The organism is Rhodococcus sp. NPDC056743, assembly GCF_042790355.1.
In the GTDB taxonomy this organism is placed as follows: Bacteria; Actinomycetota; Actinomycetes; order Mycobacteriales; family Mycobacteriaceae; genus Rhodococcus_F.
In genome coordinates this window covers 64,036-82,540 of sequence record NZ_JBHTZI010000006.1, presented here as the reverse complement: position 1 = coordinate 82,540, position 18,505 = coordinate 64,036, and the positions used below count along the sequence as shown (strand labels likewise).

The following is an 18,505-nucleotide window of genomic DNA, read 5'->3' as shown; positions in this document are numbered from 1 at the left end:
AATAGCCGGTCTGACAATCAAGCACAGTGGTGGCGGCGCTGCCGGTCGGCAGGCTTCTTCGCCGTAAGAAGTTCGGGTGCGTTAAGCACTCTCCGCGAACTGAAGTTGCGTTCTTTCGACGCTGGGTGCCCACTTTCGGGCACCTAGTGATGTCGAGTCTACCCGGACGCCGCGGCCTCTCTACAACCCGACCCACTCGGAAACGCCAGTGGCGAAGCGCTGGCGCTTCCAGATCGGCACTTCGGCCTTGATTCGTTCCACCAGTTCGGCGCACGCTGCAAATGCTTCCGCGCGATGCGGGGCAGCAACTGCGGCCACCAAAGCATGATCGCCGATCTCGAGATGTCCGACGCGGTGAATCGCGGCGACGGGTAGGCCGGTGGACGCTGACACTTCCTCGCAGCACGTACGCAGAAACCGTTCGGCGTCGGGGTGTGCCTGGTATTCGAGGGCTGAAACAGCTTGGCCGCCATCATGATTACGTACCGTGCCGGTGAAGACGACAACAGCGCCGTTCTTCGGTCCCGCGACGGCCGCGTCCACCGTGGCGGCCTGAATCGGATGTTCGGAAATTTTTGCGAGCAGTTCACTCATCGTGCATTCCTCCGCCTGCAACCTGCGCGAGCAAGTGATTGATGATGGGGTCGAGGACGGCAAGACCGTCCTTCACGCCGCCCGGAGATCCGGGAAGGTTGACGATGACAGTGCGCTCTGTGAGTCCGGCCACTCCGCGGCTCAACGACGCGTGCGGGGTCTTTTCGAGCCCCTTTGCGCGGATCGCCTCCGCGATTCCCGGCAGTTCGCGGGTGAGGACGGCGAGCGTCGCTTCGGGCGTGGCATCAGTCGGGGAAGCGCCGGTTCCGCCGGTACTGATGATCAAGGCCGGCGAACCGGTTTTGGCGTCGTCGATGCCCGCGGCGATGTCGGCGTCGGCGTAGACCAGTGGGCCACGCACCTCGAAATCGCGATCCCGGAGCCATTGTTCGATGGCCGGACCCGTTGTGTCGGGGCGGGTCCCCGCGGCGCCACCGGTCGACGCGACGAGGACTGCCGCTGAGCGCGTGGTGTCGAATGCGTGCGGGGCCGTGCTGGATTCAGGGGCCGTGCTGGATTCAAGTGCTGTGCTGGACTCGGCGGGGTTCTGGTTCTCGCGTGTCCAATGTCCGCGTTTACCACCGTCTTTGGTGAGTAGTCGGACGCCGTTCATGGTGGCGGCCGGATCGATGGCCTTGACCATGTCGTGCAACGTGAGCCCGGCGACGGCAACCGCCGTCAGCGCTTCCATCTCGACGCCCGTCTGTCCGCGAGTCTTTGCCGTCGCTTCAACGGTGATCGATGTCTCGGTGAATCCGAACTCCACTTTGACGGACGACAACGCGAGTTGGTGACACAGGGGTATGAGTTCGGATGTCTTCTTTGCGCCCGCAATTCCGGCGATTCTTGCTGTCGAGAGGACATCGGCTTTGGGCATGCCGTCGGCCCGGACAAGGCGGATGACCTCTGGGGTGGTGACAAGTTCACCTGCGGCCACCGCAATGCGCGTCGTCTCGGCTTTTGCGCTGACGTCGACCATGCGGGCGCGGCCTTCACCGTCGACGTGTGTCAGTTCGGTCATTGAAAGTCCTTACCGTCCTCATTCGGTTCCAGCCTGCTTAGTTCCACGCAGAGAGTGGAATGACGTCCACTGGCGCTCCGGCATCGAGTTCGGTGACGTCGGCCGGAATGTCGAGAAGAACGTCTGCCCAGGCCATCATGGCAACAAGATGCGAACCGGCGCCGGACACTGGTTCGACGCCCTCGCCGGAGCGTCGTCCGCGAAGGAACTGGCGCTTACCGGGAATCGACCGCAGCGCAGTGGTCAATGCACGACGTTCGGATGCGATGGGAGGCAGACCTGCAGCGCGTCTGATGTTCTCGCGCGCAAATACTTCGAACGACACCATCGTGCTGACCGGGTTTCCGGGGAAGCTCAGTATCGGAACTTCGTTGACAACGGCGGTGCCCTGCGGGCCGCCAGGCTGCATCGCGACGTGACCGAACCGGGCGCCCAAGGGTTGCAGCGTCTCCTTCACGACCTCGAAGTCGCCCATGGATACGCCGCCGGAGGTGAAGACTAGATCGGCGACAGATGTTGCATACGAAAGTAATTCGCGGAACACAGCCGGATCGTCTGTGCTGCGAGCGACGGATACGACGTCGGCTCCGTTGGCACGAGCCAAGCTTGCCAGAGCGGGCCCGTTGGAGTCGTAGATCTCGCCGGGGTTGAGTTCTGTTCCCGCGCTTTTCAATTCGGCGCCCGTAGTGATGACGGCAACCCTCGGCGGAGTGTAGGTGGTGACAGTTGCTGCGCCGACGGCCGCGAGTGCCGCGATGTGCCGTGGTTCCAGGCGAGTGCCTTCTCGAACCAGGAGCATGCCCGCAGTGATGTCGCTTCCGCGTTCACGGACGAACTCTCCGGCGGTGCGTCCACGGTTGATCGTGACTGCGTGCTTCGATGTTCCGGTGGTGTCCTCGACAGGAATGACGGTGTCTGCGCCCTCGGGAATGGGTGCGCCGGTCATGATCCGAAACGCCGAGCCTGCGAGGTGTTTCGGGGGAGTGCCACTGCCGGCCGCGAGAACTCCTCGGACGGCGAGCGTGACGGGAACCTGGCGCACGGACTGCGCGTCGACTGCGTAGCCGTCCATCTGCGAATTACGGAACAGCGGAAGATCGACCGGAGAAGTGACGTCAGCCGAGACTATCGACCCGAGTGCCTCGGTGAGGGGTAGGGACGTGGGCGCCAGAGTGTGCAACGCGGCCAATAGTCCTGACACGTGCGCTTGATGGTCTTCGACGGAATGTGCGCTCACAGCGATAGCCTCGACATGGTCCGATTCTAGATGGTCTGATTCCGGGCGGAGTGATCCGCGTGACACGTCGCGTCGCCCACTGCGCCATACTGGAGTGATGTGGAACCTGGTGCAGCGATGACTCCGGTTGTGGTGGGGATCCCCACTGTCCGTGGCAATTCTGCGTCGATGGCCGGACGCCCGGAGACCGATGTGTTGGTCGACAAGTTCGGGCGGGTCGCGCGTGACCTTCGAATCTCGATCACCGAAAAGTGTTCGCTGCGTTGCACATATTGCATGCCGGAGGAAGGATTGCCGGTCATTCCCGCGGAAGATCTGTTATCCACCGAAGAAATTGTTCGCGTAGTTGGTATCGGAGTCGACCGTTTAGGCATTCGAGAAGTTCGTTTTACCGGCGGGGAACCGCTGATGCGCAAAGATCTCGAGAAGATTATCTCCGGTTGCGCCGAGCGAGTTCCCGGGATTCCTTTGGCGATGACAACAAATGCCGTCGGATTGGAACACCGTGCCGCGCAATTAGCGACGGCCGGTTTGACCCGTGTCAATGTGTCACTCGATTCCGTGGATCGCGCGCATTTCGCCGAATTGACGCGTCGCGACAGATTGCCGTCGGTGTTGGCGGGAATTCATGCTGCGGCGCGAGTTGGTCTGGCTCCACTAAAAGTGAACGCGGTTCTTATGCGCGAAACATTGAGTGGGGCGGCGGAGCTTCTCCAATGGTGTGTGGACGCCGGCGTGGAATTACGATTCATCGAACAGATGCCGCTCGACGCCGACCACACGTGGGCGCGAGAGAACATGGTGACTGCCGACGAACTGCTCACGGTATTGGGGACGCGGTTCACGTTGACCGCGATCGGCCGTGAAGACCCCAGTGCGCCCGCCGAGGAATGGAATATCGACGGCGGGCCGGCAACGGTAGGAATCATTGCCTCGGTGACGCGATCTTTCTGTGCCGACTGCGATCGGACACGTATGACAGCCGAGGGAACTATTCGTTCCTGCTTGTTCAGTGATCGTGAAGTGGACCTGCGGGCAGCACTGCGGTCGGGCGCTGGTGACGATGAGATCGCTGATCTGTGGCGGGGCGCAATGTGGAACAAGTGGGCAGGTCATGGAATCGCGGCAGAAGGTTTTGTGCCGCCAGAGCGAAGTATGGGTGCAATCGGTGGCTGATTCGGAATCGATTTCGGTGAGGTACTTCGCTGCGGCAGCAGACGCTTCCGGGTGCCGCAGCGAAACTGTGGTGCTGCCGCATTCGAGCACGCTCGCCGAACTTGTTGCTGTTCTGTCCGACAAATACGGGTCGGATATGAAGCGTGTGTTGTCTGTTTCCGCGTTCCTTGTCGGTGAGGAATTGACGCGGGACATCGACCGCGTCGCGGGACCCGAGGTGGACGTTTTGCCACCTTTTGCCGGCGGCTAGCTCGGTCGATTCAAAAATCATTGAAATTTTTTTGTCGTGTACTTTCGATTACAGATACCGACCTAAATGATGAGATCGGATGTCCTGATGATCCGAATGTGGCGAGTCTGTCTGATCTCCATTTCCGTTTCTTTGTGCTGGTCAGCGTAGTTCTTCGTAGTGGTTGACTGGAATTTGATCGTAGTTCCGATTAGATGAAATTGTCTGAATGAATCCTCCTTTTGGGGGATGTAACGTACGTGGTGTCCAGGTAGATAAGTCATTCAAATGAATGACAATGGAAATTCTGGGCCGATATCTTCACCAAATTCATGTGGTACTTTTTGTCGTAATTCCCCCGCAGAAATGGTGAAAGGTACTTACATGTCTAATTCCACGCGTCGTCTTGGTCTCGCTTTTGCTCTCGTCGGCGCTGCAGCGCTTGCCGCTCCGGCACTTGCCGGAGCGACCACCGGCTCACTCGGTTCTTCCGACGCCGCCGGCTTCACCTGCTCGGCACTCTCGACCGAATCCACCCCCAACGGCTGGGGTATTCCGTTCGACGATGAAAAGAATCAGCTTGCTTTCTATTCGGACACCAAGGTTCTCGATGATGATGGCTCGCTGAAGCTGGATATCGTCAAGGCCACTCCCGACAACCGTTCGGCGTGGTACCACTCGGCTGGTTCGATCCCGCTCGCTGACGCCGTCAAGAACGAGATCGGTTTCGCGGAGAAGGCCGCCACGTCGCAGACTTCGTTCCAGTTGCGTCTGACCGGCACCACCAACCCGGCCGAGGGGGAGAACGGCTTCGCGACCTTGTACTGGGTCGCAAACGGAAACGTCTCCGCTGACACCGCCACCGGGGGCACGCATGCCAACATCCAGAACGGCAAGTGGATCAGCACCCGCGATATCGAGGGTGCTCCCAGGAACGTTCCGTCCGATCTCGACGACATCATCGCAGGCAACCCGGATGCCACGATCGAGCACTACGGAGTGAGCGTCGGACGCGGCGAAATCGGCACCTCTACTCACGTCGACGCTGTGAAGTTCAACGGCTGCACCACGAACTTCGCCAAGAACGATCCCGAGACGAGCACCGGCTCCCTCGGCAGCCTGGGCAACATCTTCGGCAGCCTCTCGGCCAGCTGATAACACCAGAACGACGCACGGCGCCCACCTTCCTGTCGGAAGGTGGGCGCCGTGCGTCTACAGGAAGTGGGGGCTAACGCCACCAGGTGTCGAGGGGGGTAACCGGAACGCTCCGCTTGTGGCGGGTGTTCAGGTACATCTTCTCGAGTTTGTCGGATACGTCGGTAGAGACGTCCTTGCCTTCGAGATAGTCGTCGATCTGGGCGTAAGTGAGTCCGAGCGCCACCTCGTCGGGGAGGGCAGGACGGTCGTCCTCGAGGTCTGCGGTGGGCACTTTGCGCCACGTGCTCTCGGGTGCGCCCAGTTCCTGCAACAGTGCCGCGCCCTGCCGCTTGCTCAGGCCGGTCAGCGGCGTGATGTCGACTCCGCCGTCACCGAATTTGGTGAAGAATCCGGTAATGGCCTCGGCAGCGTGATCGGTGCCGATCACGATGTACCCCAACTGGCCCGCGATGGCGTACTGGATCATCATGCGCTCACGGGCTTTGATGTTGCCGCGCACGAAGTCTCGCAGTTCACCGTCGCCCAGGGCCTCGGATGCTTCACGGGCTGTGGCGTCGGCGCCGGGCTTGACGTTGACGGTCAGGCTGCGGTCCGGCTTGATGAAACCGAGCGCGATCTGCGCGTCTGATTCATCCGCCTGCTCTCCGTACGGCAACCGAACGGCCACGAACTCGGCGCTGTGACCTTCCTCGCGTAGTTCTGCCACCGCGCGCTGAGCGAGCGCACCGGTGAGCGTGCTGTCCTGCCCGCCGCTGATACCCAGGACATATCCCTTGGCCGGAGTGGACAGCAAGTAGTCCTTCAGGAACTGAACCCGGGTGCGGACTTCGGCTGCCGGCTCGATGGACGGCTTTGCGCCCAGTTCGTCGATGATGCTCTCGCGCAATGTGGCCATGAGGGAACTTTAGCGACAGGTATCGTCTCGCGCATGAGTGCGAAGCAAGTTCTGGTGGTCAGCGCAACGAAGGCGGAAGCGGAGTACGTTCCGCAGGAGTTCGAGTTGGTGATCACGGGAATCGGAAAGGTCAGTGCGGCAACGGCGGTCGCGTCGGCGCTGGCTCGGTTTCTCCCTGGCGAGTTGCCGATGGTCGTCAATATCGGTACTGCCGGCGCGCTGCACGTGCATCACGGTGGACTGTTCGTGCCGGGGGTCGTGATCAACCACGACATCAGCAGTGCGGCCATCAGATCGTTCGGCCACGACGTTGTCGACCGACTGGTCCTCGCTGAGGGTGACGCTTCGGTGCTGGCGACCGGAGACGCGTTTGTCTCCGACGCGGCCGTTCGGGATGCGCTCGCGCAACGGGCGGATTTGGTGGACATGGAAGGTTTTGCCGTTGCCTACGCGGCGCACGCCGCTGGTGCTCGGTGCCGGTTGGTCAAGCATGTGAGCGATCAGGCTGACGATTCCGCTTTGGACTGGCCGGCCCAAATCGACGCCAGCGCCCGCGAATTGGGGCGCTGGCTGACCGAGAACGTCTGAGTTTGACTCGGTGGATATCCAGGTGAATCAAGCCTGAGCGGTCAGGATCAAGCCGTTGCCGTCTGGCTTGCGGAGCGTCATGGTTCCAGCGTCGACGGTGTAGGTGACCTCACCGTCGAGTACAGCCAGGACGTGCTGTTCAACGTCGGCGACGTCACGTTCGCAGGCCATCCTGGTGGTACCCGCCGGGGCGAAGGTGATCGTGGTGTCGGTAACCGTCGCGGAGCCCATCATGCGGTTGCAGCCGGTGCTGCCCGTGAGCGATCCGTCGGCGGCGATCGTGAATTCCGGGGCCGAGGTTTCGAGTGCAGCACTGGTGCTGATGGCGTCCGGACTGATGAGTGACGTCACTGTCCACGCTGTGCCCTGGACCGGGCGGTCCGGGTCGACGACCTTCTTGTCGGCCAGCGTGACGGTGGTCGTGTCGGTGGTGAGCGTGAGTGTGTCGCCGGACAGCGTCCAGGTCGGTTGCGCGGCGAGGAGCGTCGTCACCCAGGCATCGGATTCCATGACGGTGGGTTCGCACGCCATCATGGTCGAGGCCAACGTGTCGGTGCTGATCTTGCCGTCGGTGAATTCGACTGCGCCGCTGGAGGTATTGCAGCCCGCGGTTGCTGCTACCAGGCCGGGCGTCGTGAAGTCGAGGGACAGCGGGCCGCCGCCGGGAATGGGGGTTCCGTCCACCTGGGTGGAGATGAAGACCCGCCCTGCGGGATCGGCGACCGAGTCCGGTGTATCGGATGTATCGGAGTTGCTGGAACAGCCGCTGACGGCTGCGATGGCGAGGAGGCCGAGGACGGCGGCTGCGATGCGCATTGGCTCAGACTAGGCGCTGGAATGTGCTCGAGGTCTTCAACATCGAGTAACGCGCCGGGCAAGATTTTCCCAACCGTCAGCGAGCCTTTCCGGCGTCATTGCGAGATCGCGAACCTGGTAGAGAACCAACGACGCTTCGAGTGGTGCGAGTAGTGCCGAGGCGAGAAGTTCCAGATCACCCTCGACGCCGGCCGCGCGGAGCAAATTGATCACGTGCGCGATGCTCAGTGAGCGGGCTGGGCCACCGAAGCGAAACTCCGGCGCGTTCTCAGCGGCGCGCAGAACATCGCCCTGCACCTCGACCATGGCAATGCGCGCCCGGCCGAAGGCGACCAGTCGGTCTATCGGCGGCGCACCCGGCCCCAGGGGCGGCGGACCGAACATGAAGGCGTGCTGCAACTCTCGCTCGGTGTGGTCGAGGAGCGCCTGCATCAATCCCGCGCGGCTGCCGAATCGGCGAAAGACTGTGCCCTTGCCCACACCTGCGCGGCACGCGACGGCGTCCATGGTGACGGCGTCGACGCCGCGTTCGGCTACGAGCAGCGCTGCGGCGTCGAGCAGAAGTGCCCGGTTACGTGCGGCGTCGCCGCGCTCGGCCGGTTGCGCGCCGATCTGGGGGAGGGGGATTGCGCTCACCTGACCGAGATTACATGGCTCCGGAATATAAGTGGACCGTGGTCCGTTTAGAGGGTATAACTTTCAACCAGAGCCACCCACCGCACCAATCTCGAAGGAATCACCCAATGTCACAGAGCAATGTTCTCGTTCTCGTCGGAAGCCTGCGCGCCGGATCCGTCAACCGCCAGCTCGCCGAGACTGCAGTGTCCGCTGCGCCGGAGGGTGCTGCCCTGACGATCTTCGAGGGCCTCGCTGACGTGCCCTTCTACAACGAAGACCTCGACGTCGAAGGTGCATCGATCCCCGCTGTCGACGCCCTGCGCGCCGCAGCCGGCAACGCCGATGCCTTCCTGCTCGTCACCCCCGAGTACAACGGCACCATCCCTGCCGTCCTCAAGAACGCCATCGACTGGATCTCGCGTCCCTACGGTGCCGGTGCTGTCTCCGGCAAGCCGGTTGCAGTCATCAGCGCATCGCCCAGCGGCAACGGTGCGCAGTGGGCCAACGACGACACCGTCAAGGCTGTCGGCATCGCCGGCGGCAACGTGCTCAGCGATTCCGCTCTGGCTGTCGCCAGCACGTTCGACAAGTTCGGCACCGCGCACGCACGTGAAAACGCTGAGGTTGTCGCACAGGTGTCCAAGGTTGTCGCAGACCTGGTCGACGCCACGAAGACGCTCGTCGACGCGTAATCTGCACCAGTTTCGTGAACGAGGGTCACGCCTTCCGGGCGTGGCCCTCGTTTTGTGTGAGCTGTTTTGTGTGAGTTACAGCCCTTCTTGCTACAGCCCCTCTTGCTCCATGGCCTCGTCGACGGCATCACGGACGGACTCGAAGTCCTTGCCCGCCATCATTGCTGCGCCCATTGCCGCGTCGATGCGCTCGGCGGCAAGAGCGTAGCGACGTTCCCAGCTGTCCTTGTCTGCACGCCAGTAACCCATGGTGTGCATGGCGGGCACGGGGATCTTCAGTGTGTGCCGCAGGTACGTGCGGACCCTGCGCGCGGCGGCAGCCTCGACTGCGCACCAGACGTAGCCGGTGCCCGGCGGTATGGGACGGGCAGCCAACTCGGTGAGAATGGAATCGGCGCCGCCGATCCATCGGATATCGGCGTCGGCTGCGGTCGTGAAAGTTTGCTGTTCGCTCGGATCGGGAATCTGCGCGATCACCTGGACGGAAATTCCGGCGGACAGGCCCTCGAGAATCCGGCCGACGGCGGGCAGTGCTGCGTGATCGGCGAGTAGCGTGAGCCACTCGATGTTCTCGGGCGGGCGGAACCACCCGCTGGCGGTCGACAGATGGACGACGTCGCCGGAACCCGCAGTCTCGGCCCACAGTGCCGCCCCGCCGTGGCCGTGCAGAACGAAGTCGATATCGAGCTCACCGGTGTCAGGGCTCCAGCGACGCACTGTGTAACTGCGCGCGTGCGGGGGCTCGAGTGGGAACCGGACAAGCACCCGTTCGTCGGGCAGGCCACTCGATGCGAAGGCGGCCAGCCCGGCGCCGCCGAAGGTGATTCTGCGCATTCCGGGCGTGATCTGCGCGGCCCTGAGAACGGTTGCCAGGTGGCGCGGGGCTTCGTCGTCGGGGAGGTCCATCGGGGGTGATTCCACGTCGCTCATGGTAGGGCCGAGGGGCGTCCTGAGACCCCGTCGAGTGGTTGGCGGAGATGTGAGCGCCGACACGCCGACGCGCCGCCGAGTTATGGCCGCTGAGCTGGGTCGACCTGGGAATTTCATCTGTGTGACTCACAACATCTTCGGTTATGTGATTCTGTCGGCCACTAGGTGTAGTGTCTTGAGCACTGAGAGACCACAACGCGGAACGCCTTGAGCGAAGCTCCGGCAATCGGTCGAATCGGTGCTGAACATCACTACATCGGCCTTTGTTGGCTAAGCGAAAGAGGGACTCTCATGAGCATCACCGTCTACACCAAGCCCGCTTGCGTTCAGTGCAATGCCACCTACCGCGCCCTCGACAAGGCCGGTCTCGAATACGACATCATCGACATCACCGAGGATGCCGAGGCGCGTGACTACGTCATGGCGCTCGGATACCTTCAGGCACCCGTCGTGGTTGCCGGTGAAGATCACTGGTCGGGATTCCGTCCCGATCGCATCAAGACGCTGGCCGTCGCTGCTTGAAGCGCGACCGCGCCGGGGGCCGACGATGCTGTTGGCCCCGTGTGCAGTAGTTGAAAGTTCTGAATAGTCGAAAGTTCCGGGCACCGCATGAGGAAAATGGTGACAACCGATGACTTCGCTGGTCTATTTTTCCAGCGTGTCGGAGAACACCCACCGATTCGTTCAACGTCTCGGGTTGCCTGCGACACGTATACCCATCCATGACCGTGACGGCTCATTTCACGTCGACGAGCCCTATGTACTGATCCTTCCGACTTACGGCGGCGGGACCACAGTGACAGGCCGCGACACCAGCTATGTGCCCAAGCCGGTCATTCGTTTTTTGAACAATCCACACAACAGGTCGTTGATCCGAGCAGTGATCGCGGCAGGAAACACCAATTTCGGTGAATCCTTTTGTTACGCAGGAAACATCATTTCCCAGAAATGCCACGTTCCTTTTCTGTACCGCTTCGAACTCATGGGCACTGCCGAGGACGTCGAACGGGTACGAGAAGGCTTGGGGGAGTTCTGGAATCATCTCGAAGCAGAGAAGGAGAACGGGCAGTGGCGCCAACCATCACTGACACGATCGCGGCTGGAAGCGTAGAGCGTGACGCACGCGGCGGTGATTCCACCAACGGTCTCGACTACCACGCACTCAACGCCATGCTCAACCTGTACGGCGCAAACGGCGAGATCCAGTTCGAGATGGATGTCGCGGCGGCCCGTCAGTACTTCCTGCAGCACGTCAACCAGAACACGGTGTTCTTCCACAATCTCGACGAGAAGCTCGACTACCTCGTCGAGGAAAACTATTACGAGCCCGAGGTTCTCGACCAGTACTCACGTACGTTCGTGAAGTTCCTGATCGATCACGCGTACTCCAAGAAGTTCCGCTTCCCGACGTTCCTGGGCGCGTTCAAGTACTACACGTCCTACACGCTCAAGACGTTCGACGGTAAGCGCTACCTCGAGCGCTTCGAAGACCGTGTGTGCATGGTGGCCCTGACGTTGGCTGCCGGCAATGAAGATCTGGCCGTCGAACTTGTCGACGAGATCATCGCCGGACGCTTCCAGCCCGCCACCCCCACGTTCCTCAACTCCGGCAAGAAGCAGCGCGGCGAGCCTGTGTCCTGCTTCCTGCTTCGCATCGAAGACAACATGGAGTCCATCGGGCGCTCCATCAACTCGGCCCTGCAGCTCTCCAAGCGCGGTGGCGGAGTTGCCTTGCTGCTCACCAACATTCGTGAGCACGGCGCACCGATCAAGAAGATCGAGAACCAGAGCTCGGGTGTCATCCCGATCATGAAGCTCCTCGAAGACTCGTTCTCGTACGCCAACCAGCTCGGAGCGCGTCAGGGTGCCGGTGCCGTCTACCTGCACGCACACCACCCCGACATCTACCGCTTCCTCGACACCAAGCGTGAAAACGCCGACGAGAAGATCCGCATCAAGACGCTGTCCCTCGGCATCGTGATCCCGGACATCACGTTCGAGCTGGCGAAGAAGAACGAGGACATGTACCTGTTCTCGCCGTACGACGTCGAGCGCATCTACGGCGTTCCGTTCTCCGACATCAACGTCTCCGAGAAGTACTACGAGATGGTCGACGACAAGCGAATTCGCAAGTCCAAGATCAAGGCTCGCGAATTCTTCCAGACCGTCGCAGAGCTGCAGTTCGAATCGGGTTACCCGTACATCATGTTCGAGGACACGGTGAACAAGGCCAACCCCATCGAAGGCAAGATCACGCACTCGAACCTGTGCTCGGAGATCCTGCAGGTCTCCACGCCGTCCGAGTTCAACGAGGATCTGACCTACAGCCACGTCGGCAAGGACATTTCCTGCAACCTCGGTTCGCTGAACATCGCGAAGACCATGGACTCGCCCGACTTCGCCAAGACCATCGAGGTCGCGATCCGCGGGTTGACCGCAGTGTCGGATCAGACGCACATCTACTCCGTGCCGTCGATCGAGCAGGGCAACAACGACTCTCACGCCATCGGCCTGGGCCAGATGAACCTGCACGGCTACCTCGCTCGTGAGCGGATCTTCTACGGCAGCGAAGAAGGTATCGACTTCACGAATATCTACTTCTACACCGTGCTGTTCCACGCTCTGCGGGCATCGAACCAGATCTCCATCGAGCGCGGTTCCTACTTCAAGGGCTTCCCGCAGTCGAAGTACGCGTCGGGTGAATTCTTCGACAAGTACACCGACCAGGTGTGGGAGCCGGCCACGGACAAGGTTCGTGGACTGTTCGCCGGCGCCGACCTGCACGTCCCCACGCAGGACGACTGGCGTGAGCTCAAGGCGTCGGTGCAGAAGCACGGCATCTACAACCAGAACCTGCAGGCCGTTCCGCCCACCGGCTCGATCTCGTACATCAACTATTCCACCAGCTCCATCCACCCGGTGGCGTCGAAGATCGAGATCCGCAAGGAAGGCAAGATCGGTCGCGTCTACTACCCGGCGCCCTACCTGACCAACGACAACCTGGAGTACTACCAGGATGCCTACGAAATCGGGTACGAGAAGATCGTCGACACCTACGCTGCCGCGACGCAGCACGTCGACCAGGGCCTGTCCCTGACCTTGTTCTTCAAGGACACCGCCACTACCCGCGACATCAACAAGGCGCAGATCTACGCATGGCGTAAGGGCATCAAGACGCTCTACTACATCCGTCTGCGTCAGCTGGCACTCGAAGGCACCGAGGTCGAGGGCTGCGTTTCCTGCATGTTGTAAGGGCTTGCATGTTGTAAGGGCTTCGCCCCCGTGCGCTTTTCTGATAGTGATCACTACCGGAAAGGCTCACGGGGGCGTTTTCTTTTCTACGATGTTCCTTTTCTACGAGGGTGGGCGGCCGGGGCCGTGCATCTTGCCGGCGTTCTTCGGCATTCGGCCGTGCTCGGTGAGTGCCCGTCGGAGTAGAAATTCGATCTGGGCGTTGGTACTTCGGAGGTCGTCGGCGGCCCAGCGGGCAAGAGCGTCGTGCACCGCCGGGTCCAACCGAAGAAGGATCTTCTTGCGCTCCGACCTCGGAGCTGGATCCGTGGCCATGTGGCCTTCCCTTTACTGGTAGAGCGAACCGGTGTTGAGCACCGGTTGTGCGTCGCGGTCACCGCACAGCACGACCAGAAGGTTACTGATCATCGTGGCCTTGCGTTCCTCGTCGAGTTCGACGACGTGCTTCTCCTCGAGCTGTTTGAGCGCCATGTCGACCATCGACACTGCTCCTTCGACGATCTGCTGACGGGCGGCGATGACAGCTCCCGCCTGTTGGCGCCGAAGCATCGCACTGGCAATCTCCGGGGCGTAGGAAAGCCGGTTGATGCGGGTCTCGATCACTTCGACCCCCGCCGACCGCACGCGGGCGTGAACTTCCTCCGACAACGTCGTTGTGATGATGTCGGCGTTCTCCCGCAACGAGACTCGGCCTTCGGCGTCGTACGGGTAACTGCCGGCGATATGACGGACAGCTGCCTCGGTCTGCACTGAGACGAACTCCTCGTAGTCGTCCACCTGGAATGACGCGAGCGCGGTATCGGCCACCTGCCAGACGACAACGGCCGAGATCTCGATGGGGTTACCGTCGGCGTCGTTGACTTTGGACTGGCCGGTCTCGTGGTTTCTGATGCGGGTGGAGATGGAACGACGCACGGTCAGCGGGTTGGTCCAGCGCAGTCCGGGCGTGCGCAATGTGCCGCTGTACGAACTTCCCAGGAATTGCAGAACGCGAGCCTGGTTCGGCTGCACCAGGGTCAGCCCGATCAGTGCGGGGAGTGACGCGAGGAACAGCACCACCCCGATGGGGATCAGCGCTATGAGTCCGAGGAGTCCTCCGACAATCGCCAGCGCAATTCCGCCGAGGAACAAAATCAGTCCGCCGAGCAGCATCCAACTGCCTGACAGGTCCCAACCTGGGCGTTCGGCGATTGTGGTGGTGGGAACTCCGGTTGGTTTCTCGGCCACGGTGGGTGTGCTGGTCATGTGAGACTCGCTTCCTCATCGGTAAGTGATATTTAATTGATATCACATTTATGGCCTCGGCGGGCGGGCGTGTGCGACACATGTTGTTGTGTTGGTGTCTGGAGTCGGACACAACGGGTAGTGTTCAGGCAAGCCAACATTCGGCAGTATCTCTCGCGCTAGGTAGGAATCATGGTCAAGCTGGTCAGTCGCGTTTCCGCAATCAACTGGAATCGCGTCCAGGACGAGAAGGACGCCGAGGTGTGGGACCGCCTCGTCAGCAACTTCTGGCTGCCCGAAAAGGTGCCGGTCTCCAACGACATCCCGTCCTGGGGGACTCTGACCGCTCCCGAGCAGCAACTCACGATGCGCGTCTTCACGGGGCTGACGCTGCTCGACACCATCCAGGGAACCGTCGGTGCCGTCAGCCTCATTCCCGACGCCATCACTCCGCACGAAGAAGCGGTGTACACCAACATCGCCTTCATGGAATCGGTGCATGCCAAGAGCTACAGCTCCATCTTCTCGACGCTGTGCTCCACACCCGACATCGACGACGCCTTCCGCTGGTCGGAGGAAAACCCGAACCTGCAGCGCAAGGCTCAGATCGTTCTCGACTACTACAACGGTGAGTCGCCGCTCAAGCGCAAGGTCGCGTCGACCCTGCTCGAGAGCTTCCTCTTCTACTCGGGCTTCTACCTGCCGATGTACTGGTCCTCGCGGGCCAAACTCACCAACACTGCCGACCTCATCCGCCTCATCATTCGCGACGAGGCCGTGCACGGTTACTACATCGGCTACAAGTACCAGAAGGGCCTCGAGCAGCTATCCGAGGCGGAGCGTGAAGAGCTCAAGAACTACACGTTCGAGCTTCTCTTCGAGCTGTACGAGAACGAGGTCGAGTACACCCAGGATCTGTACGACGAGGTCGGGCTGACCGAGGACGTCAAGAAGTTCCTGCGCTACAACGCGAACAAGGCACTCAACAACCTCGGGTACGAAGGACTGTTCCCGAAGGACGAGACGGACGTCAATCCGGCTATCCTGTCGGCACTTTCACCCAACGCCGACGAGAATCACGACTTCTTCTCCGGCTCGGGAAGCTCCTACGTCATCGGCAAGGCCATCAACACCGAAGACGACGACTGGGACTTCTAGTCTCTGAAGCTCTCTGGCAACCGAGCCCGATTCCTGCACTGGTGGGAATCGGGCTCAGTTCGTGCAAAACCAGGCTTCTGCCTTGTCCTGCAACGCCTTTTCCGGACGCAGGCGTGACGTGTCGGTCAGGTCCGCGGGCAAGTTGTCGGGCGCGAACCACTCAACCTCGAGATTCTCGTCGTCCGCGACATGCGCGTCGCCGCCGGTCCATCGGGCCAGGAAACATACGTCGAGATACTGTGTGATGTCCCCGTTGGGATACGTAATGGGCTCTGTCACATCAACACTCGTGATACGAACCAACTCCGCGTCGACGCCAGTCTCTTCCTTGGCCTCACGAACGGCGGCCGACGCCGGCTCTTCACCGGGCTCGAGGACGCCGGACACCACGGCCCACAGACCGTTGTCGGCGCGACGAGTGAGGAGCACCCGGCCGGCGTCGTCGCGAATGACGACGCTGACTCCGGACAACCAGAGTGGCGCGTGACCGATTTTTTCGCGCAGTGCGGTGATGAACTCCGGTATCGGCATCGCGTCAGCTCGCGTATCCGTTGAGGGTGTGCTGAAGATCGGAGAGGACGGCGCGAGCGGCAGTCAGGCCGTTGCCGTTCCAGATTTCGTCCTCGGCAGCGAAGACGCGATTAGCGGGGGGTGCGCCCAGATCGAGCCACTGGTCGCTCTTCATCACTTCGGTTCCGTACTTGAGCCCGTTCGGACCGTCGAACAGTACGTAGATCAGATCACCTTCGGCGGCGCTGAGATCGTCGGCGGGTATCTCGGCGGTCACCGTATCTGCGAGTCGTTGTGCCGGCGGGCGGCGCACCCCGACGTCGCTGAGAATCTGACCGGAGAACGAGGCTGGCCCCTCGATGTTCAGGGAGTCCGAATCGAACCGGACCACGGATGCCTGCGTCTGTGCTGAATTGAGCGACTCGCCCAGTTCCCGTGCGTCCTGTTGATAACTGTCCAGGGCAGCGGCGGCGGCTGCGGACCGTCCGAGGGCCTGGCCGGTCAACGCGAACTGCGCCTTCCAGTAGACCGGATCAGAACCGGCAAACACCGTCGGTGCGATGCTGGTCAGTTGCCCGTACAGGTCCGCCGACGCCGGGCTCGATCCGAGAATCAGATCCGGCGCGGCTGCCTTGATCGCGTTGACATCGGGAGCGCTGACCGGGCCGACGCTCGGAATTTCCGAAATGCCGAAACCGAGGTACGACGGCTGAGGTGAATCGACGCCCGTCGCGGCGCCCACCACACGTTCCCACAATCCCAATGCACAGACTGCGTCCATCGACGCGCTGTCGAGCACAACGATGCGCGCAGGATCCGAGCGAACCTCGGTCTCGCCGGCTGTGTGCACGACGCGTCGCGTCACCGTGGGGCCGCTGCCCGCGTCGGCTGCTGTCGGGGTGGGGCACGCAGATGCCGTGTCGCGTGCGAGCCCCATGACACCGGCTCCGGCGATGGACGTCGTAGTACGCACGATGCTGTTGGCGATGTCGTCGGAGGTATCCGACGAACAGCCACTCAGTACAAGGAGTGAGGCTGCGACGCCGAGTATCGAGATGCGGCGGACAGTGACGCGGCGGACAGTGTTGCGGGAGAGAACGGTCAAGTCGACGGCTTCCTGTGTGGGCGGGCGCCGCTTTAGGTTAGCTGCTCGACTTGTCCACTCCGAACGTGTCCGCGAGGTCGTCCAGAATCAGGTGTGCGCCCTGAATGCTGACCGGAGACATCCATTCGGAATCGTCGACGTCGACGGTTCGGCCACGCAGCGTTTGCCACAGCGGACTCGTGAGGAACGGCTTCGCGGCTTCGGCGCTCTTGCCCTCGGGATCCTGCCACGTGCTGACGAAGATGACGTCGGCGTCGGCCTCGTTGATCAACTCCGGGCTGATCTTCATCATGATGTTGCCCGGATCGGCAGGATCGGGGCCCTGGTTCTCGGGACGGGCGAGGCCGGCGTCCGCGAGAACGATGCCACTGAACGATGTCGTGCGGTACAGGCGTGCTGTCGGTTCGCCGGCAAAGCGGACGACGGAGATGACCGGGTTGTTCGCGGTCTTGTTGATGGCGCTTCCGACAGCGGCGGCGCGTGCTTCGTAGTCGCTGATCTTCTGTGCGGCGAGATCTTCCTTGCCGAGGGCCTCACCGACGAGTCGGATGTTGTCCTTCCACGTCGGCCCCGTCGTCTGGGTGAACACAGTCGGGGCGATGGCGGAGAGTTGTTCGTAGTTCTTTCCGTCACGGACCTCGGCGGAGATGATCAGATCGGGTTGGAGTGCTGCGATCTTCTCGAGGCTGACCGCCCCGACGGTTCCGACGGAAACTGCGTCGGCAGCGAACTCGTCGCGCGTGGATCCGAGGTAATCGGGCAATCCCGGTTCGCGGTAGTCCACGTATCCCACGAGGGGTGATTCCAGGAGCAATGTGGCGTCGGTGAAGCTGTTGTCGAGTGCAACGATTCTCTGCGGCTGTGACGGAATCTCGGTACTACCGCGGAAATGTTCGATCGTGCGGGGAAATGCCCCTTGTTCGGTCGATGCCGTGGTGGTGTCCGGCTCGTCGCTCGAACATGCGGGGACGATCAAGGCCAAAGCGGCAACGACGGAAACCGCCGCGGTTCGGCGAGCAAAATATTTCACGGGTACTCCTGTATTAGGTTAGGCAAGCCAGACCCTAACAAACCAGACCCTGACAACGGAGAATTCGGGAATCGGCGTCCTGGCGGCGCGAGCTCCAGGGCGCGACACGCCGCAACACGAGATCACACTCGTCACTTCGGGAACATAAACTGCAGGTCGATCGTTTAGTGGGCGCCAAAACGGTCCCTCGAGTACGACGCTGAGTAGGACCGGGTCGCGAGGCGTCAGGGTCACGGTCTACGATTCGATGAGCGCAAGCCAGAAGCCGTTTC

The 18,505-nt window shown here is 61.6% G+C and carries 21 protein-coding genes; 9 read left to right on the top strand and 12 right to left on the bottom strand.

The features are described 5' to 3' along the window. Positions 1-180: 180 nt before the first annotated feature. From ACFRFQ_RS14830 to glp, 3 genes are read right to left on the bottom strand one after another with little or no spacing between them, the layout of a single operon-like run. A complete protein-coding gene (locus ACFRFQ_RS14830; RefSeq protein WP_378658788.1) occupies positions 181-594 on the bottom strand; it encodes a molybdenum cofactor biosynthesis protein MoaE in 414 nt (137 codons plus the stop codon). Further along, entirely contained in the window at positions 587-1,615 is a 1,029-nt protein-coding gene (moaCB, locus tag ACFRFQ_RS14825) for a bifunctional molybdenum cofactor biosynthesis protein MoaC/MoaB (protein ID WP_378658786.1), read from the bottom strand. The genes ACFRFQ_RS14830 and moaCB overlap by 8 nt, the downstream gene beginning before the upstream one ends. A 37-nt stretch (positions 1,616-1,652) precedes the next feature. Continuing rightward, positions 1,653-2,852: a gephyrin-like molybdotransferase Glp gene (glp, locus tag ACFRFQ_RS14820; protein WP_378658783.1), complete on the bottom strand. Its 1,200-nt coding sequence runs from the start codon at positions 2,850-2,852 to the stop codon at positions 1,653-1,655. A gap of 117 nt (positions 2,853-2,969) precedes the next feature. Between glp and moaA the strand changes: the two genes are divergently transcribed. The 3 genes from moaA (at position 2,970) to ACFRFQ_RS14805 (ending at position 5,412) form a co-directional block, all read left to right on the top strand. Further along, positions 2,970-4,028: a GTP 3',8-cyclase MoaA gene (moaA, locus tag ACFRFQ_RS14815; protein ID WP_378659623.1), complete on the top strand. Its 1,059-nt coding sequence runs from the start codon at positions 2,970-2,972 to the stop codon at positions 4,026-4,028. After that, a complete protein-coding gene (locus tag ACFRFQ_RS14810; protein ID WP_260684208.1) occupies positions 4,021-4,278 on the top strand; it encodes a MoaD/ThiS family protein in 258 nt (85 codons plus the stop codon). The genes moaA and ACFRFQ_RS14810 overlap by 8 nt, the downstream gene beginning before the upstream one ends. A 363-nt stretch (positions 4,279-4,641) precedes the next feature. Continuing rightward, positions 4,642-5,412, top strand: coding sequence for a hypothetical protein (locus ACFRFQ_RS14805; protein ID WP_378658779.1), 771 nt, complete (start codon positions 4,642-4,644; stop codon positions 5,410-5,412). A 73-nt stretch (positions 5,413-5,485) separates the two neighbouring features. Here ACFRFQ_RS14805 and nadE read toward each other — a convergent pair whose 3' ends face one another. Further along, a complete protein-coding gene (gene nadE, locus ACFRFQ_RS14800) occupies positions 5,486-6,310 on the bottom strand; it encodes an ammonia-dependent NAD(+) synthetase (protein ID WP_378658777.1) in 825 nt (274 codons plus the stop codon). A 33-nt stretch (positions 6,311-6,343) separates the two neighbouring features. Here nadE and ACFRFQ_RS14795 point away from each other — a divergent pair, with 33 nt between their 5' ends. Beyond that, positions 6,344-6,898 carry a nucleosidase gene (locus tag ACFRFQ_RS14795; RefSeq protein ID WP_378658774.1) on the top strand — a complete coding sequence of 185 codons (555 nt, stop codon included), beginning with the start codon at positions 6,344-6,346 and terminating at the stop codon, positions 6,896-6,898. A gap of 27 nt (positions 6,899-6,925) precedes the next feature. On the opposite strand, the gene ACFRFQ_RS14790 is transcribed toward ACFRFQ_RS14795, so the two are convergent. After that, positions 6,926-7,714, bottom strand: a complete 789-nt coding sequence (locus ACFRFQ_RS14790) for an META domain-containing protein (protein WP_378658771.1) — start codon at positions 7,712-7,714, stop codon at positions 6,926-6,928. 36 nt (positions 7,715-7,750) lie between these two features. Next, positions 7,751-8,350, bottom strand: a complete 600-nt coding sequence (locus ACFRFQ_RS14785) for a TetR/AcrR family transcriptional regulator (protein ID WP_378658768.1) — start codon at positions 8,348-8,350, stop codon at positions 7,751-7,753. 107 nt (positions 8,351-8,457) lie between these two features. Here ACFRFQ_RS14785 and ACFRFQ_RS14780 point away from each other — a divergent pair, with 107 nt between their 5' ends. Beyond that, a complete protein-coding gene (locus tag ACFRFQ_RS14780; protein WP_378658765.1) occupies positions 8,458-9,024 on the top strand; it encodes an NAD(P)H-dependent oxidoreductase in 567 nt (188 codons plus the stop codon). Between the two features lie 90 nt (positions 9,025-9,114). Here ACFRFQ_RS14780 and ACFRFQ_RS14775 read toward each other — a convergent pair whose 3' ends face one another. Then, positions 9,115-9,954, bottom strand: coding sequence for a siderophore-interacting protein (locus tag ACFRFQ_RS14775; protein WP_378658762.1), 840 nt, complete (start codon positions 9,952-9,954; stop codon positions 9,115-9,117). Between the two features lie 291 nt (positions 9,955-10,245). Between ACFRFQ_RS14775 and ACFRFQ_RS14770 the strand changes: the two genes are divergently transcribed. The 3 genes from ACFRFQ_RS14770 (at position 10,246) to nrdE (ending at position 13,206) form a co-directional block, all read left to right on the top strand. Further along, the gene (locus tag ACFRFQ_RS14770) at positions 10,246-10,476 is read left to right on the top strand and encodes a redoxin NrdH (protein WP_033231100.1); all 231 of its coding nucleotides are present in this window, start codon (positions 10,246-10,248) and stop codon (positions 10,474-10,476) included. Between the two features lie 109 nt (positions 10,477-10,585). Next, positions 10,586-11,065, top strand: a complete 480-nt coding sequence (gene nrdI, locus ACFRFQ_RS14765; protein WP_138869251.1) for a class Ib ribonucleoside-diphosphate reductase assembly flavoprotein NrdI — start codon at positions 10,586-10,588, stop codon at positions 11,063-11,065. Next, positions 11,023-13,206 (top strand): class 1b ribonucleoside-diphosphate reductase subunit alpha, encoded by a 2,184-nt coding sequence (gene nrdE, locus ACFRFQ_RS14760; protein ID WP_378658758.1) that lies wholly within the window; start codon positions 11,023-11,025, stop codon positions 13,204-13,206. The genes nrdI and nrdE overlap by 43 nt, the downstream gene beginning before the upstream one ends. A gap of 102 nt (positions 13,207-13,308) precedes the next feature. Here the strand turns inward: nrdE and ACFRFQ_RS14755 are convergent, their stop codons facing one another. Further along, entirely contained in the window at positions 13,309-13,521 is a 213-nt protein-coding gene (locus tag ACFRFQ_RS14755) for a hypothetical protein (protein ID WP_020969285.1), read from the bottom strand. A gap of 12 nt (positions 13,522-13,533) precedes the next feature. Further along, entirely contained in the window at positions 13,534-14,451 is a 918-nt protein-coding gene (locus tag ACFRFQ_RS14750; protein ID WP_378658754.1) for an SPFH domain-containing protein, read from the bottom strand. A gap of 171 nt (positions 14,452-14,622) precedes the next feature. On the opposite strand from ACFRFQ_RS14750, the gene nrdF reads away from it, so the two are divergent. Then, a complete protein-coding gene (gene nrdF / locus ACFRFQ_RS14745; protein WP_033231096.1) occupies positions 14,623-15,588 on the top strand; it encodes a class 1b ribonucleoside-diphosphate reductase subunit beta in 966 nt (321 codons plus the stop codon). A gap of 54 nt (positions 15,589-15,642) precedes the next feature. Here nrdF and ACFRFQ_RS14740 read toward each other — a convergent pair whose 3' ends face one another. The 3 genes from ACFRFQ_RS14740 to ACFRFQ_RS14730 are packed head-to-tail and all read right to left on the bottom strand — an operon-like array spanning position 15,643 to position 18,233. After that, a complete protein-coding gene (locus tag ACFRFQ_RS14740; protein WP_378658749.1) occupies positions 15,643-16,119 on the bottom strand; it encodes an NUDIX domain-containing protein in 477 nt (158 codons plus the stop codon). Between the two features lie 4 nt (positions 16,120-16,123). Next, complete coding sequence (locus ACFRFQ_RS14735) at positions 16,124-17,203, bottom strand: ABC transporter substrate-binding protein (RefSeq protein ID WP_378658747.1); 1,080 nt, start codon at positions 17,201-17,203, stop codon at positions 16,124-16,126. A gap of 37 nt (positions 17,204-17,240) precedes the next feature. Next, a complete protein-coding gene (locus ACFRFQ_RS14730; protein WP_378658744.1) occupies positions 17,241-18,233 on the bottom strand; it encodes an ABC transporter substrate-binding protein in 993 nt (330 codons plus the stop codon). Between the last annotated feature and the right edge of the window lie 272 nt (positions 18,234-18,505).

Coding starts and splice junctions, on each gene's coding strand:
- ACFRFQ_RS14830 (WP_378658788.1), bottom strand. CDS start 594: ATGAGTGAACTGCTCGCAAAAATTTCCGAACATCCGATTCAGGCCGCC.
- moaCB (WP_378658786.1), bottom strand. CDS start 1,615: ATGACCGAACTGACACACGTCGACGGTGAAGGCCGCGCCCGCATGGTC.
- moaA (WP_378659623.1), top strand. CDS start 2,970: ATGACTCCGGTTGTGGTGGGGATCCCCACTGTCCGTGGCAATTCTGCG.
- ACFRFQ_RS14805 (WP_378658779.1), top strand. CDS start 4,642: ATGTCTAATTCCACGCGTCGTCTTGGTCTCGCTTTTGCTCTCGTCGGC.
- nadE (WP_378658777.1), bottom strand. CDS start 6,310: ATGGCCACATTGCGCGAGAGCATCATCGACGAACTGGGCGCAAAGCCG.
- ACFRFQ_RS14795 (WP_378658774.1), top strand. CDS start 6,344: ATGAGTGCGAAGCAAGTTCTGGTGGTCAGCGCAACGAAGGCGGAAGCG.
- ACFRFQ_RS14790 (WP_378658771.1), bottom strand. CDS start 7,714: ATGCGCATCGCAGCCGCCGTCCTCGGCCTCCTCGCCATCGCAGCCGTC.
- ACFRFQ_RS14780 (WP_378658765.1), top strand. CDS start 8,458: ATGTCACAGAGCAATGTTCTCGTTCTCGTCGGAAGCCTGCGCGCCGGA.
- ACFRFQ_RS14775 (WP_378658762.1), bottom strand. CDS start 9,954: ATGAGCGACGTGGAATCACCCCCGATGGACCTCCCCGACGACGAAGCC.
- ACFRFQ_RS14770 (WP_033231100.1), top strand. CDS start 10,246: ATGAGCATCACCGTCTACACCAAGCCCGCTTGCGTTCAGTGCAATGCC.
- nrdI (WP_138869251.1), top strand. CDS start 10,586: ATGACTTCGCTGGTCTATTTTTCCAGCGTGTCGGAGAACACCCACCGA.
- ACFRFQ_RS14755 (WP_020969285.1), bottom strand. CDS start 13,521: ATGGCCACGGATCCAGCTCCGAGGTCGGAGCGCAAGAAGATCCTTCTT.
- ACFRFQ_RS14750 (WP_378658754.1), bottom strand. CDS start 14,451: ATGACCAGCACACCCACCGTGGCCGAGAAACCAACCGGAGTTCCCACC.
- nrdF (WP_033231096.1), top strand. CDS start 14,623: ATGGTCAAGCTGGTCAGTCGCGTTTCCGCAATCAACTGGAATCGCGTC.
- ACFRFQ_RS14740 (WP_378658749.1), bottom strand. CDS start 16,119: ATGCCGATACCGGAGTTCATCACCGCACTGCGCGAAAAAATCGGTCAC.